Source organism: Floridaenema aerugineum BLCC-F46 (assembly GCF_041929345.1).
In the GTDB taxonomy this organism is placed as follows: Bacteria; Cyanobacteriota; Cyanobacteriia; order Cyanobacteriales; family Aerosakkonemataceae; genus Floridanema; species Floridanema aerugineum.
This window is the reverse complement of record NZ_JBHFNQ010000137.1, coordinates 1-14,674: the sequence shown is the minus strand read 5'-3', so window position 1 is coordinate 14,674 and position 14,674 is coordinate 1. Positions and strand designations below refer to the sequence as shown.

The window sequence follows — 14,674 nt, the reverse complement described above, 5'->3', positions numbered from 1 at the left end:
CTTCAGCGCTTTTAGCGCTAAAGCGCAACAACGTACTTAAGTTAAACTCATCAAATTACACAACTTATAAACTGTTCTTGCACCAACATTTGCATCCCATTCATCATCACCAACTTCCACAACATCAAAACCAATAATTTCCCTACCACTATGCACAACTTCCCGAAATAAACAAAAAGTTTGTTCTAATTCTAAACCTCCAGGAACCGGAGTTCCCGTATTTGGACAAAGTTTCGGATCTAAACCATCAACATCAAAACTAATGTAAACTTGTTGGGGTAATTCAGCCACAATTTGTTTACATAAATCCAACCAAGTCACCCCAGCATAAAGCTTTTGCTTCAACATCGGATCGTAGTAGGCAGAAATTCGCCCTTCCGACTGCTTAATTAAATTAATTTCCCCTTCAGAAATATCCCGAATTCCCACCTGAACTAACTTAGAAATTTGCGGTATTTGCAAAGCATTAAACATAATCGAAGCATGGGAAAACTCAAATCCTTCATAAGCTTCCCGCAAATCAGAATGAGCATCAATATGCAAAATTCCCAAGTTTGGATAACACTCTGCCAATGCTTGCATATATCCTAAAGGTACACTATGATCGCCGCCAATCACCGCAACTTTTTTACCCTGATTCATCGCAGTTTTTGCTTGCTCAAACAGCCATTGATTAAGTGCTTGTGACTCGCGGTTAATCTCGTCCAGAAGTTCTCCAATTTCTGGATCATCTTCTACAAATTTACCTTGTTCTAAATGCTCAATAATTCTGGTAGCTTTCTGCCTTAAGCGATCGCTTTTTTGCTGAATCTCAGAAGAGATTTCTGCCATAAAAATCCCTTGTTTCCAGCCTTCGGGATTATCAAAATCAAAAAGATCCAATTGACGAGAAGCTTCTAAAATTCTTTTTGGCCCTGCGGCTGTTCCAAAACCATAAGAAACTGTAACTTCCCAAGGAACACCAAACACAATAATATTAGCAGATTCATAATCAAAAGGAAGCCCTAATAAATTGCCGTTATCAATGCCAATTCCGTTAGGATCAAAGTTTTGCAGAATTTCTTCTCTAGTAGCCATTGGGTAATTCCTAAAATTTTCTGGTAGGTTAGCAAAAAGTGTCTCAATTAATGTTAATCTAGCGACACCTGTTTATTTAACGCAAAGTGTTAGTTGTCAGCTTCAGCGTTTTTGATCCCCCTAAATCCCCCTTAGTAAGGGGGACTTTGAATCCAGATCCAGTTCCCCCCTTGGTAAGGGGGGTTAGGGGGGATCTAACCGAGATCTTTGTAACTAACAACTTGAGTTATTTAGCAAACAACTGCGCCGCATTTATGATAGCGAGAAAAACTATGAAATTTACTCCTTCCTTGTTGATATTTTTCCTGCTGTTATTGATTTCAGGTTGTAATCAAAATCAGAGGACAACGGCAGAAATTATCAAACTAACTTCATCGGAATCTTCACCTGAGTTAAAGCAAGTCAAATCTTATACTAAGGAAGCGAAGCTTGTTGCTGTTGGCGATTTGTTAATGCACATGAGTTTAACTCGATCGGGTTACATTCCCCAACAGAAAACCTATAATTTTGATGGGTTTTTTACTGAAGTTAAGCCGATTATTTCTAGTGCAGATTGGGCGATCGCAAATGTAGAAACCACATTAGCAGGCGCAGAAATGGGTTACTCAGGCTATCCGTTATTTAATGCTCCACCGCAATTAGTAGATGCTGCCAAAAAAGCCGGATTTAATGTTTTAACAACTGCCAATAATCACTCGTTAGATAAAGGCGAAAAAGGAGTAATTAACACTATTAATAATATCCGATCGCGTGGAGTTGTGTCAACAGGTACAGCTAGATCGGCTAAAGAAGCAACGCAAATTTTAATGGTGAAGAAAAATGATATTAACATGGCGATTTTAGCCTATACTTATGGAACAAATGGTATTCCTATTCCTCAAGGTAAAACTTATTTAGTATCACTAATCGACGAAGGTAAAATTATTAGCGATATCGCTAGAGCCAGAAAACAGGGAGCCGAGGTAGTGACAGTTGCCTTACATTTTGGCAATGAATATCAACGCCAACCTGATGCAGCACAAAAGCAATTAGTAGAAAGGTTAATTAAAGCGGGTGCAGATATCATTCTCGGTAATCATCCCCACGTTGTTCAACCTTACCAAGTTTTTCGAGTTAAGGGTAAAGATGGGAAATTAAAAACCAGAACAGCAATTTATTCGCTGGGGAATTTTGTGGGGAATCAAAATGGGAAATACCGAAATTTGGGAGTAATATTTTCTGTGAAAGTTCGCAAGACTTTTCCGCAGAAAACTGTAGAAATTGCTGAAGTGGAAGCTTTACCTACTGCGATCGACAAATACACCCTAAACAACAAACTCAACTTTCGCGTTTTACCCCTCAGTGCAACCTTATCTCGTAAAGAAGTTCCCTTTTTATCACCTCAAGAACGCTTAGTTTTAAAAGATCAATTGTTTGAAATGAAGAGTCATGTAAAATCAATGGGAGAGTACAAAACAATTACAGTAAAATAGAACCAACCCGCCAAATTCGCCAATCAGCAATTATGGTAAAAGAACTACCATCCGACACGACACCCGCCATTATCTACCCCGAAAGTGATGGACAACCAATGGCAGATAATACCAAACAATTTCGCTGGATTGTCACAATTAAGGAAAATTTAGAACTGTTATTTGCCGAAGATCCTAACGTCTTTGTTGCCGGAGATTTGCTTTGGTATCCGGTTGAAGGAGATAACAAAACTCGCCAAGCTCCTGATACAATGGTTGTGTTTGGTAGACCAAAAGGAGACAGAGGTTCTTACAAACAATGGGAAGAAAATAATATTGCGCCACAGGTGGTTTTTGAAATTTTATCTCCTGGGAATCGTCTCAAAGCAATGGCTCATAAATTGAAGTTTTACGAACGATATGGTGTAGAGGAATACTATGTTTATGAACCTGATGATGTAGAGTTAATTGGGTGGGTGCGTTCTGGAAATGAACTAGAATTAATTGACGAAATGAATGGTTGGATTAGTCCTCGTTTAGGAGTGAGATTTCAAATTACAAATGGTAACTTGGAAATTTTTGCACCTTCTGGAGAGAGGTTTTTAAATTTTGTAGAATTGGGACAATTAAGGGAACAGGAAAAACAGCGTGCTGATGAAGCAGAGAGACAGTTGGAAGAGGAAAGATTGAAATATCAAGCTTTGCAGGAGTTGTTGAGAGAGAGGGGGATTAATTTAGAGGAGTTGTGAAGGGGGAGAGTGCGATCGCCTTAGCTTTGGTGTAAAATCTCAGTTAAAATTGGATATGTATTTAAGTCAAGAATATAAATGGCTGCTAAGGATATTTACCATAATGCTGTGAGATTTGCATTGGTTAAGGATGGCTGGGAGATTCTAAGAGAAGATTATACTTTGGAGTATGGTGGCGATCGCTTATACGTGGATCTTGCCGCAGAAAAATCGATCGCCGCAGAAAAACAGGGTCAAAAAATTCTTGTAGAAGTCAAAAGCTTTTTAGGTCGATCGTTTATTAAGGACTTAGAGCAAGCTGTGGGTCAGTATGTTGTTTATCGAGATATTTTAATAGAGACGGCATTAGATTTTGAACTGTATTTGGCGATTACACAAGGAATCTATAAAAGTTATTTTCAACGTCAGTTAACCCAAATGATTATCAATCGAAATAAAGTGAAATTGTTAATCGTCGATCCAGAAAGTGAGGTAATTGTGCAATGGATAAATTAAAGCATTATCGGCAAATAACTCAAGAAGTTTTAACAGAATATCATCAACTCAATGAAAAATCTGGTTCTACAACTGAAAGTGTTTTAGCCTTTGATGAAGTACACGATCAGTACCTTTTGCTGTTAATGGGCTGGCACAAAGATGAACGGATTAAGAATGTGATGATTCATATCCGTTTAAAAAATAACAAAATTTGGATTGAGGAAGATTGGACAGAGGATGGGGTGGCGACAGATTTGTTGCAGAAAGGGATTGGAAAAGAGGAGATTGTTTTAGCTTTTCATCCACCTCATGTCAGACAATATACTGAATTTGCGATCGCGTAGCGACTCCATTTTTCAAACTACTAAGCAGGGGAATTTGCGATCGCATTTTTTGTAGTTGGGGGGAGTGCGATCGCGCTTAAAAACAGTTAAAACTCATACCAAATCCGGTTATTACAAACTACTTTCCCATTTTCATTAATTCTGCTTTAAAAAAGCTTTTGATGTTTAGGTAAGTAGTCTAAATAAAGCGGATTTTGTATCATGCAAAAAATTTTAATTCATCAACTCCTATTGCTAAATTTTTGCTTTAAGGAGAGCTATATTTGTTTAACGCTAATTAATTAATAAATACAATCTTTAGGGTTAGTAAGTTTATCAGCACTATAGGAGTAGAGCATAGGTTTCCTAAGATTAGAACTGGCTATCATCGGATTTATAACTGGAATTGGAATTCCACCATGCAGTAATCCTTTTCCTTCAGGATCTGGGAGAAAAATATCGATAAATTGTTCGTAGTCTTGATATTCAAACCTTGTACTATGGTTTACTCTTTCTAGTCTAATTACTCCAAACTTTTCAGGATAAATTGGTATTTGTTTCCAAACATTACTATTGGTTATATAAACAGATCTCATCAAATTTTGACTTTTAATTTTTTTCAAAAGTTCATCATTTGATTTTTGTAATCGATTAATTTTTTGCTTCAAATTTAAATTCTCAAAATCCTTGGAACTCAGCTTTTTCTTTCGCTCAATTACTTCCATGTGTAAATCATAGATTTTTTTTTCATAGGGATTGCCAAGCAAATCATTTTCTAAACTACTCATCAAGCCAGCTAAAGCGCTACCTAGCACTGGCTGCCAAATTGAGCCTGCAAAAACCACTCCCCAACCCACAGTTCTAATAAAGTTTTTCTTATTCTTGCAACTATCGCAAAGTATAGTGAGATCCTTCGAGAAAAAGGTTTTTTTGCACTCACAGCATTCCGTGTAACCAAGGCCGTTAAATCTCATGGGCATCATATTAAGCTTAACCTTTGAGGTTTAAGTTGTATCTTGAGTACAAGTATAGCAAGCTCATTATTTCAACGTCTGGTACGTTGATGCTAACTTAATGTTGAAAGGGCAGTTGGAAGGCTGTATCAGTCAATACTCAACTATATAGCTACGATCGCACAACCAAGTCAGGAGGTTTTGAGTGCCTGAAAATATTCGAGTCTACGGCTATCACGGCACAAGTGCAGAAGCAGCAGAGGGAATTATTCAGCAGGGTTTTAATGTCAGTTCCAATGACTACGACTGGCTAGGAACGGGAGTATACTTTTTCCAAGATGCACCTGTACGCGCTTGGGAATGGGCAAATCAGCAACATCCGACAAATCCGGCTGTAATTCGTTCTACAATTCGCTTAGAAGATTGTATTGATTTAGTGGACATTAGTTGGTCTTCACAAATTGCAGCAGCGTATAATTTATATCTAAGCAAATGCCAGGAAGCAAACCAACCTTTGCCTAGACAAACTGCTGGCGCTCATCGGTTAGATTGCGCTGTAATTAATTATGCTGTTAGTTACTTTGAGGAACAGTCTAGAAAAATGGTTCGTGCTATTCGAGCAGTATTTTTAGAAGGTTCGCCAATTTTTCCAGGTTCTTATCTGTACGATCGCGCTCACATCCAAATAGCCGTCAGAGATAGATCTCTAATTGAAGAATCTTGTTTAATAGAAATATAAGGAGGAATTAAATCATGTTAGATCCCAAAGAGTTTGGTGAAATTCTGAGCAAACATTTTGCAGAAGTTACACCTGAGCAATTTGTAGAAAATCTGAAAAAATACTGCCCAGAATTTTTTGAGGATGATATTGTTGACTCAGAAACATCTGAATTAGAGGCAAATGAATCAAAAGATGAATTGCAAGAGAAGACAGCAACGGCATAGAAATTAGAGTTGGGTGGAAATGTTTATGTTTGTGGTGTGAGGTGCGATACCTGCTACGCACACGCTATGCGATCGCATAAGGAGAAATTTTATAATGGCAAATCCAAAAAGGGCGGCTGAACTGATTCGCAAACATTTTGCAGAAGTTACACCTGAGCAGTTTTTGGAAAATCTGAAAAAACACTGTCCAGAAATTTTTGAGGATGATATTGTTGACTCAGAAACATCTGAATTAAATACAAATAAATCAAAAGATGAATTGCAAGAGAAGACAGCAAGGGCATAGAAATTATAGTTAGGTAAAAATGTTTATGTTTGTGATGTGAGTTGCTATACCTGCTACGCACACGCTACGCGATCGCATTAAAATAATATGTGGCGCTAATTAGTCCTCTTCAGAGGACTTAAGCTATTAGCCTGGGAATTGATTCCCAGGCGAGTTATGCAACTTGTACCAAATTTCCATAAAAATAATCCTCAATTAACAAACTCAATTCCTCTCAAATTACCTGCTTCTTTCTGTAAACCTTTCAGCATTCGAGATTCTCCAACCCACTCATCAAACTCCATATCTAATCGATGTTGAAATTCATCTTTTTCAAAGCGTCGCAGAAATTCTTCTGTAGACATCTGATATTTTGCTTCAAATTCTTGGATTCGTTCTTCTGTTCGACGGATACCAGCTTCTAGCGATCGCAATCTCTCCCCCACCTCTTCTTCAATAAATCTCTTTAACGAATCTGGATGCTTACAGATAATTCTCAATTCTGCCATCTTACTTTCTCCCAGGACTTACGCAACTGGCACAATTAGTGGGGTGCGTCAGACTATAAATCCAATGGACAAAATCAGAGTTTTAGCTTCTGACGCACCCTACAACTCTTTTTTATTATTCTCTTCAACAACCGCAGAAAAAATTACCTTTGACGTGCATAAAGTCCGATTAATTCTGCTGCTGCCAAAATATGACCGTTCATAGCTGCTTCCAACTGTTCTTTAGTCGCACCTGATGCTAATTCCAAAGTGCGATCGAGCGCGTACAATTTGAAAAAATAACGGTGCGTACCGCTAGGCGGACAAGGGCCACCATAACCCAATTTACCGAAATCAGTTTTCCCGTGAGTACCGCCATCTGCCAAAGTTGCATCACCCGGAACTGCTTCTGGTAAACTAGTAATTTCCGGGGGTAAATCGTAAAGCACCCAATGAACAAAAGTTCCCATTGGTGCATCTGGATCGTCAACAATTAAAGCCAAACTTTGCGTTCCCGTTGGTGGTGCATCCCATTTTAATGGGGGTGAAAAATCTCGACCATCGCAAGTATATTTGGATGGAATCATACTGTTAGCGGAAAAAGCATCACTTTCAAGTTTCATAGTTTTCACCTTTGCTGGTAATTGACTATTAGTAGAAGGATTATTGATAGGTCTGCAACTTACTAGGGAAAGTCCTACTAATCCAAGTAAATTAATACTTTGCTGTAGGAAGTTTCGGCGTGCGATCGTACTAGACATAAATATTAACAAATTATCTCCAATATGGATAAAGTGCTAAATTTATGATAATATTTTTAACAACAATAGAAAATTTTAGGAGAATTGCAATGGAACTGGACAAAATTATCAAAAAAGTGACGGGGTTGTATTTAGGTTCTGCGATCGTGGCGGTAGCTGTTGCTATTGCAACTTTGGGAGAATCTTTTGTCATACTTCTTGGCATAGGTGTGTTCGGTTTGGTAACGCTTTTAGGCGATGCGATCGCAGAATATGGCATCGACGCAGTACTGATTGCCATCTACATAGAACGTAGCAAAAAAGAATCTGTGGAGTCTCTGACTAAAGAAATCGAAGGTTTATTGATTACAGAACCCCTAAAGCTTAAACTGAAAAATGTACTAATCGCAAACAATATGATCAACAATACTGAAACTCAAAATGGAACTAAAGTGGAAAAAACTAGGACAGTTATAATCGAGAATTAATATCGAATCCCAAAAGATAATGCTACGACTGGACATCATAAGAAAAGAAACCCGGTTTCGCAGAAGAAACCGGGTTTCTGGAATCACTAAGCAGTGAAGTATTTCGCCACCGGATGATAAGTAATAATCGCCGTCGTAGACTGTTCAGGATAAAGCTGTTCGCTTTCATCCATAAACAGATTAATTCTTTCAGTTCCTAACAACTCCAACTGCTTATATTGATCCTGAATATTCGGACAAGCAGGATAACCAAAACTGTAACGAGAACCGCGATATCTTTGCGCCAAAATATCACGAATATTATCCGGTTCTTCCCCAGCAAAACCTAACTCGCGGCGAATTCTGGCGTGTACCCATTCCGCCAAAGCTTCCGCAGTTTGCACCGCCAAACCATGAAAATACAAATAATCAGTATATTGATTATCTGCAAACAACTTTTGGGCAAACTCCGTCGCAATATTCCCCACAGTTACCGCCTGCATCGGAAACACATCAACCTTCCCACTTTCCACAGGCGCAAAGAAATCAGCAATACACAAACGCCGCCCAGATTTTTGCCTTGGAAAATCAAACCTCGCCACCTCTCTTGTGGGGTGGGCATCCTGCCCGCCTTTCAATTCCTCCCAATCATAAATATGCAAAGAATTCCCCTGACTTTGACAAGGAAAATAACCATAAATCACCTGTGGATGCAACAAATTCTCCTCAACAACTCGCTGCTTCCAATGTGACAAAATCGGGTAAACCTTCTCCTCCAAAAAGCGATCGTATTCTTCCCGTGACTGTTCCTTTGGTTTGCGGAATTGCCATTGTCCAGCAATCAAAGCTTGCAAATCCAAATACCCAAAAACCTCCTCTATTGGTATCTCTTCCGACAACAAAAGTTGCGTACCCCAAAAAGGCGGAGTCGGACGTTCAATATCAACAGCAACCGCCTCAGAACGCCTAGTATCAACCTCTTTTACTTCCCCCGATAAAACCGCACCATTAGACTTAGCAGACTTCCCTTCCCTTGTGGGGTGTTCTCTTGTGGGGTGTTCTCTTGTGGGGTAGGCATCCTGCCTGCCATCTCCCTCATCCAAAAATCCCTTTAAATCATCCCAATTTCCCGCAACTTTCGCAGGCATTAATTTATCCATAAAATGCAAATCTGCAAACGCATCTTTGCCGTAAATCACCTTACCTTTGTAAGTATTCTGACAATCTTCATGGACAAACTTCGGAGTTAACGCCGCACCACCTAAAATTACCGGAACTGTGATTCCCTTTTCGTTGAAAACCTCCAAATTCTCCTTCATAAAAGCAGTTGATTTCACCAACAAACCACTCATAGCAACGCAATCTGCTTTATGTTCCTGGTAAGCATCAATGATGTTATCAACTGGTTGCTTAATTCCCAAATTTACCACTTTGTAACCATTATTAGAAAGGATGATATCAACCAGGTTTTTCCCAATATCGTGAACATCACCTTTTACAGTAGCAATTACCACAGTTCCCTTAGAATTATTGCCTGATTCTTGCTTTTCCATCATCGGTTCTAAGTAAGCAACTGCTGCTTTCATAGTTTCCGCAGATTGCAATACGAAAGGTAATTGCATTTGTCCAGAACCAAATAACTCACCGACAACTTTCATGCCATCTAATAAGAAAGTGTTGATGATTTCCAAAGGTTTATATTGTTCTAATGCTTTAGCTAAAGCATCTTCTAAACCAATCCTTTCGCCGTCGATAATGTGACGTTTCAAACGTTCTTCAATGGGGAGATTTGCATCCTCAGATCGATCGCGCTTAGTAGTCTTCCCTTCAAACAGCTTAGTTAACACCGCCAAAGGATCGTAAACACAAATCTCGCCATCAAATTCCCGTTCATCATAAATCAATTTCCGGCAAACTTCTTGATGTTCCGGTTCAATTTTTGCCAATGGTAAAATCTTGCTGGCGCTAACAATTGCCGCATCCATTCCTACCGCCATTGCTTCATGCAAAAACATGGAATTGAGGACAATTCTCGCCGCCGGATTTAACCCGAAAGAAACGTTAGAAACACCTAATAAAATATGACAACCGGGCAATTCTTCCCGAATGCGACGAATAGATTCAATAGTCGCTTTACCGTTTTCTCGATCTTCTTCAATCCCGGTAGAAATTGGCAATGCTAAAGTGTCGAAAAAGATCTCTTCCGGTGGGATACCATATTCTACAGCTTGATTATAAGCACGTTGAGCAATTTGGAATTTCTTATCAGCAGTTCGCGCCATTCCTTCTTCATCAATTGTTCCAATTACAACTCCCGCACCATACTTTTTCGCTAACTCTAAAACCTTAAAGAAACGCTCTTCACCATCTTCATAGTTAGTCGAATTAAGTATACACTTACCCCCGACAACTTTCAGCCCCGCCTCCATTTTTTCCCACTCGGTCGAGTCCAACATCAAAGGCAAAGTGACATTTGTTACCAGCCTTGATGCCAACTCCCGCATATCCCGCACACCGTCCCGACCAACATAATCGACGTTGACATCGAGGACGTGCGCCCCTTCCCGGACTTGGGATTTCGCCAAAGCGACCAATCCATCCCAGTCTTCAGCGTTCAGCAAGTCACGGCATTTCTTAGAACCGCTAGCATTTAGCCGTTCGCCAACAATCAGGAAAGAGTTATCTTGCTCGTAAGGCTGTGCTGTATAAATTGATGCTGCCGAATGTTCGTAAGTAAAATGCCGTTCCTTTGGTTGCAGAGATTTACCAATTTCTGCCAATTGTGCAATGTGTTCGGGACGAGTACCGCAACAACCGCCAATGACTTGCACACCCCAATCTTCGACGAATTTCATTAACGCCATGCGTAGTTCGATCGGCGTAAGTTTATAATGTGCATGACCGCCGATATTTTCCGGCAACCCGGCGTTAGGAATGCAAGAAACCACGAAGGGCGAACTTTGACAAAGATATTTGATATGTTCTGCCATGCGATCGGGCCCAGTGGCACAATTTAGACCTAAAATATCAATGGGGTAAGGTTCTAAAATTGTCAAAACGGCGCTGATGTCAGAACCTACCAGCATAGTTCCGGTAGTTTCCATTGTCACCGAAACCATCAGCGGACGGCGATCGCCTTTTTTGCGAAAAACTTCTTCAATTCCATTCAACGCCGCCTTAATTTGCAGCACATCTTGACAAGTTTCCACAATAAACAAGTCAACGCCACCATCAAAAAGCCCTTCCGCCTGTTCGGTAAAAGCGTTTTTCAATGTGTCAAAATCAATATGTCCCAAAGTGGGTAACTTAGTTCCGGGACCCATTGAACCTGCAACAAAACGAGGTTTTTCGGGAGTAGAGAATTCGTTAGCGACACTTTTGGCAAGTTCAGCAGCGGTTTTGTTGAGATAGTATGCTTTATCTGCTAAATCATATTCTGCCAATACCACAGAAGTTCCGCCAAAAGTATCAGTTTCAATCACATCTGCGCCAGCTGCGAGAAAGTCACGGTGTACTTTAGCGACTGCTTCCGGTTTAGTGTGGACTAAATACTCATTACATCCCTCATATTCTGGCCCTCCAAAGTCGGCGGCGGTGAGGTTTTGCGTTTGTAAGTTGGTGCCCATTGCGCCATCGAAGACGATGACAGGGCGTTCTGGACTGTGAAGACGTTGGAGGAAAGAACTACTCATAATATAAACTAAGAGGTTTGCCAGATTAAGATATAACGCTTAATCTATTTTTGCAGAATTACTGAGTACCGGAGCAATTGGAAAAATGAAAAAATAAACGTTTCTTACCTAAATCATCCGCTAAATAACGCACTCACTATGATGCTCAAGAAAAAAGACTGCATCCTACCAACTCAAATTTTCTGACACCAGAAATTATACATTCCCCCAAAGGTACTTGGGTAAGTCTCTTCAAATTTATCCCAAAATAATAAGTTGGTCATGGCGCTGTCTTCAGGAAACATTTCTTGATAGTTGTTTTTAATTTGAGGATTCCTGAACTCAAACCCAACAAATTTTAAACCAAGATCAGCTAAAATATCAGCGACTCGCGGCAAAGTAAATTGATGTTCTTGGACGTGAAATAACAAATCACGACAATCGCTTAAGTTATAAAAATCTCTGTATTCAGTTACTTCTTTCGCCGGATGATCTGGAGGAAGTTGCAAAAGTTCTTGCCTACCTTTTCTCATGTCTGCTGCTGTGTTCTGCAATCCTTGACTCTGGATAAATTCTCTAGCTGCGTTGACTGCTATCCTAGCTTTTTGGCTGTAAAGACCAATTTTCATTAATCCCAAAGGTTGCAGAAGATCAACTAAAATTTTCCATCCTGACACCGGATTTTCTAAGTGATGCAGAACTCCTGTAGAAATGATTATGGGAAATCTCCGATCTAAATTAGATAAACCTAAAATATCTCCTTGCTGGAAACTAATGTTAAAAATCCCCAGTTCCCTGGCTTTACGAATTGCATAAGCAATACTGCTGGCACTAAGATCGATTGCTAAAATTTCCGGATCATTTAATAATGATGCCCAACCAATTGCTTGTCTACCAGTACCGCACCCAGCCTCCAGAATTTTAATTGGTTTTTCGGTGAATTCAGGTAGTTTAACCTGTGGTAATAAATAGCCTAAATAAGAAGATAGGTTTTGGGGAAAATTTAGGTTGACGCTTAACCATCTGGGATAAGGGTTTTCCTCATATTGCGTTTTTACTGCTAAGGAAACCCCATCAAACTGATTGGTAATACACTTGATAGTTGTTTTGATTTCTTGCTCTTCTTGATAATCTTTTAACTGGCTTTTAATTAAAGTCTTTATGGGGAAGATCCAGTTATTTTCGGGAATTTTTAGTAATTCCCAAACTCCATCTAGGGTATGTAAAGGCTGGTACATACTGAAAGTTGCTAGTTTAGCTATAAACTCATCGGAGAGGGTAATTTGATTATTTTTCAACCTGGTATCTAAGTCAGATTTTAAATTAATTAGTTCCTGGGATTCTGCGGTACTGACTGCATAAATATATTCGTTGTTAAAACACTGGCTAGCTAACGCTAATAAAAAGGGTATTTCTACAGCTTTGGCAGGAATCTCGCTTTGCCAATCTAATAAAATATTTCGGCGAATCAGAGTGAGAAAAATTTCCCACTCGCTGCCAACAATAACTGTATGTTGGAGAATTGCTTGAAATAAACTATTATGGAAAATCTGCTGTAATCTTAGTTGTTGGTATGCCAATGTTAAAGTATCTATCTGATGATTTACCGCCCAATTCAACACCTGCTGAAATTCAGCATCTAGTTGCAAAGCATTGATCGTAACTGGTAAAATTGATTGGTAATCAATCCCTGGAATAGTAAAACTTTTTTCTATTTCCTGTAAAAGTTCGGGACTAATTGCATCAAAAGGTATATACTTGAAACACTCTAGGAATCCTTGGCGATAAGTAAGATTTTCCGGTTCTCTAATTAGGGAAGCATAATAATAGTTAAGGGCGGAGAAAAAATCACCTTTGTTCTCATAACAGTTAGCTATTTTATAAAAGGTTTCAGCCGAGTGAGAGTTAATTTCAATTGCTTGCTGGTAAAAAGCGATCGCTTCCGCAAAATCCCCCTGTCTTGTCCGAATATTCCCCAAGTTACAGTAAGCATAAAAATGCTCTGGTTGCTGTTGTAAAATTTGCCAATATATCCTCTCTGCTGCTGTTAAATTTCCCGAATCGTCATAGTAAAAAGCTTCAGTTTCTAATATATTTATCAGTTCCCCTAATTTCTGGTTGACTTCCGGGGAGTCAGGTTCTAACATCACAGATAACCAAGTAAGTTGAGCTTCTTCTTCATTTCCTTGCAGTAGTAATGCTAGCCCTAAATACCAATAATTAAATAATTCGCCAGGATGTAGCTGAATACATTGCTCGTAAATTGCGATCGCTTCACTATATTGATTTTCTCTTAAACAATTAGTTGCTTGTTGTTGCAGTTCATTTAAGCTCATAAATAAGTGTCACCCATCACTTTTACCGCCGCTCATAATTTTAGCAAAATCACCCTTGGCTTGGCGATCACATTTCATCGATCGAGGTTGCTTAAAGTTTCTGACTTACCGAACGAAACTCAAGTTTAAACTAAAACAGAATCGCACTTTCTATCAACTATATCAACTAAACTTTCCCTAAAATCTTCAGTCCGTTTTAACGGACTTTCGCTATTAGCCTGCGAATTGATTCGCAGGCGGGCTGACAACACAAGTGTAAGATATTAGTAGAAAATAAATACTGTTTAGTTGGTACGATCGTCTCCCAGTATAAAAAAGATCGATCGCACTCCCATCTCATCCATAATTTTATCGATAAACATCATGCCGATTGCCAACATGAAGAACTGTGACAATCTCTTGTTTATCATCAATTTCATAAATCACTCTATAATCACCGATACGGATGCGCCAACCTGCACAATTTTTTAATTTTAAACAACCTGGAGCTCTAGGATTTTCAGCTAAAGCTCGAATAGCATCCCGTACTAACTCATAAGCATCAATAGGCAGTTTTGCCAATTCTTTCTGAGCTACTCTGAGTATAAATAGAGGCTCTTTCGGGTTAATGGGGAAAAATGTTCATAAATGTTACAAACCAGGGAACGGTGCGTTAGGCACGGGAATTTATTGATGGATTGGAATGCTGAATTTATCGCCCGTGCCTAACACACCCTACGATTAAATAAGATT

The 14,674-nt window shown here is 39.3% G+C and carries 15 protein-coding genes; 8 read left to right on the top strand and 7 right to left on the bottom strand.

Translation table 11 applies throughout. From position 1 onward, the window contains the following. Positions 1-36 precede the first annotated feature (36 nt). Complete coding sequence (locus tag ACE1CC_RS18080) at positions 37-1,077, bottom strand: agmatinase family protein (protein WP_413271824.1); 1,041 nt, start codon at positions 1,075-1,077, stop codon at positions 37-39. A 272-nt stretch (positions 1,078-1,349) separates the two neighbouring features. Here ACE1CC_RS18080 and ACE1CC_RS18075 point away from each other — a divergent pair, with 272 nt between their 5' ends. The 4 genes from ACE1CC_RS18075 to ACE1CC_RS18060 all read left to right on the top strand — a co-directional run bounded on the left by ACE1CC_RS18075 (position 1,350) and on the right by ACE1CC_RS18060 (position 4,098). After that, entirely contained in the window at positions 1,350-2,549 is a 1,200-nt protein-coding gene (locus ACE1CC_RS18075; RefSeq protein WP_413271823.1) for a CapA family protein, read from the top strand. A gap of 32 nt (positions 2,550-2,581) precedes the next feature. Then, the gene (locus ACE1CC_RS18070) at positions 2,582-3,277 is read left to right on the top strand and encodes a Uma2 family endonuclease (protein WP_413271822.1); all 696 of its coding nucleotides are present in this window, start codon (positions 2,582-2,584) and stop codon (positions 3,275-3,277) included. A gap of 78 nt (positions 3,278-3,355) precedes the next feature. Further along, a complete protein-coding gene (locus ACE1CC_RS18065; protein ID WP_413271821.1) occupies positions 3,356-3,772 on the top strand; it encodes a XisH family protein in 417 nt (138 codons plus the stop codon). Beyond that, on the top strand, positions 3,760-4,098 hold the full coding sequence (locus tag ACE1CC_RS18060) for a XisI protein (protein WP_413271820.1): 339 nt from the start codon (positions 3,760-3,762) through the stop codon (positions 4,096-4,098). Before ACE1CC_RS18065 ends, ACE1CC_RS18060 begins: the two co-directional genes overlap by 13 nt. A gap of 281 nt (positions 4,099-4,379) precedes the next feature. Here the strand turns inward: ACE1CC_RS18060 and ACE1CC_RS18055 are convergent, their stop codons facing one another. Next, positions 4,380-4,934 (bottom strand): hypothetical protein, encoded by a 555-nt coding sequence (locus ACE1CC_RS18055; RefSeq protein ID WP_413271819.1) that lies wholly within the window; start codon positions 4,932-4,934, stop codon positions 4,380-4,382. A gap of 301 nt (positions 4,935-5,235) precedes the next feature. On the opposite strand from ACE1CC_RS18055, the gene ACE1CC_RS18050 reads away from it, so the two are divergent. The 3 genes from ACE1CC_RS18050 to ACE1CC_RS18040 all read left to right on the top strand — a co-directional run bounded on the left by ACE1CC_RS18050 (position 5,236) and on the right by ACE1CC_RS18040 (position 6,261). Next, positions 5,236-5,769: a poly(ADP-ribose) polymerase family protein gene (locus ACE1CC_RS18050; protein WP_413271818.1), complete on the top strand. Its 534-nt coding sequence runs from the start codon at positions 5,236-5,238 to the stop codon at positions 5,767-5,769. A gap of 14 nt (positions 5,770-5,783) precedes the next feature. After that, entirely contained in the window at positions 5,784-5,975 is a 192-nt protein-coding gene (locus tag ACE1CC_RS18045; protein WP_413271817.1) for a hypothetical protein, read from the top strand. A gap of 94 nt (positions 5,976-6,069) precedes the next feature. Then, a complete protein-coding gene (locus ACE1CC_RS18040) occupies positions 6,070-6,261 on the top strand; it encodes a hypothetical protein (RefSeq protein ID WP_413271816.1) in 192 nt (63 codons plus the stop codon). A gap of 191 nt (positions 6,262-6,452) precedes the next feature. Here ACE1CC_RS18040 and ACE1CC_RS18035 read toward each other — a convergent pair whose 3' ends face one another. Continuing rightward, on the bottom strand, positions 6,453-6,749 hold the full coding sequence (locus tag ACE1CC_RS18035; protein WP_413271815.1) for a hypothetical protein: 297 nt from the start codon (positions 6,747-6,749) through the stop codon (positions 6,453-6,455). Positions 6,750-6,892: 143 nt separating this feature from the next. Beyond that, positions 6,893-7,351 (bottom strand): YbhB/YbcL family Raf kinase inhibitor-like protein, encoded by a 459-nt coding sequence (locus ACE1CC_RS18030; protein WP_413271814.1) that lies wholly within the window; start codon positions 7,349-7,351, stop codon positions 6,893-6,895. A gap of 227 nt (positions 7,352-7,578) precedes the next feature. On the opposite strand from ACE1CC_RS18030, the gene ACE1CC_RS18025 reads away from it, so the two are divergent. Further along, complete coding sequence (locus ACE1CC_RS18025) at positions 7,579-7,956, top strand: hypothetical protein (protein WP_413271813.1); 378 nt, start codon at positions 7,579-7,581, stop codon at positions 7,954-7,956. An 86-nt stretch (positions 7,957-8,042) separates the two neighbouring features. Here the strand turns inward: ACE1CC_RS18025 and metH are convergent, their stop codons facing one another. From metH to ACE1CC_RS18010, 3 genes are all read right to left on the bottom strand, one after another. Continuing rightward, positions 8,043-11,627, bottom strand: a complete 3,585-nt coding sequence (metH, locus tag ACE1CC_RS18020) for a methionine synthase (RefSeq protein WP_413271812.1) — start codon at positions 11,625-11,627, stop codon at positions 8,043-8,045. Between the two features lie 173 nt (positions 11,628-11,800). Next, positions 11,801-13,942: a methyltransferase domain-containing protein gene (locus tag ACE1CC_RS18015; RefSeq protein ID WP_413271811.1), complete on the bottom strand. Its 2,142-nt coding sequence runs from the start codon at positions 13,940-13,942 to the stop codon at positions 11,801-11,803. A 348-nt stretch (positions 13,943-14,290) separates the two neighbouring features. Next, positions 14,291-14,503 carry a type II toxin-antitoxin system RelE family toxin gene (locus tag ACE1CC_RS18010; protein WP_413271810.1) on the bottom strand — a complete coding sequence of 71 codons (213 nt, stop codon included), beginning with the start codon at positions 14,501-14,503 and terminating at the stop codon, positions 14,291-14,293. Positions 14,504-14,674 lie beyond the last annotated feature (171 nt).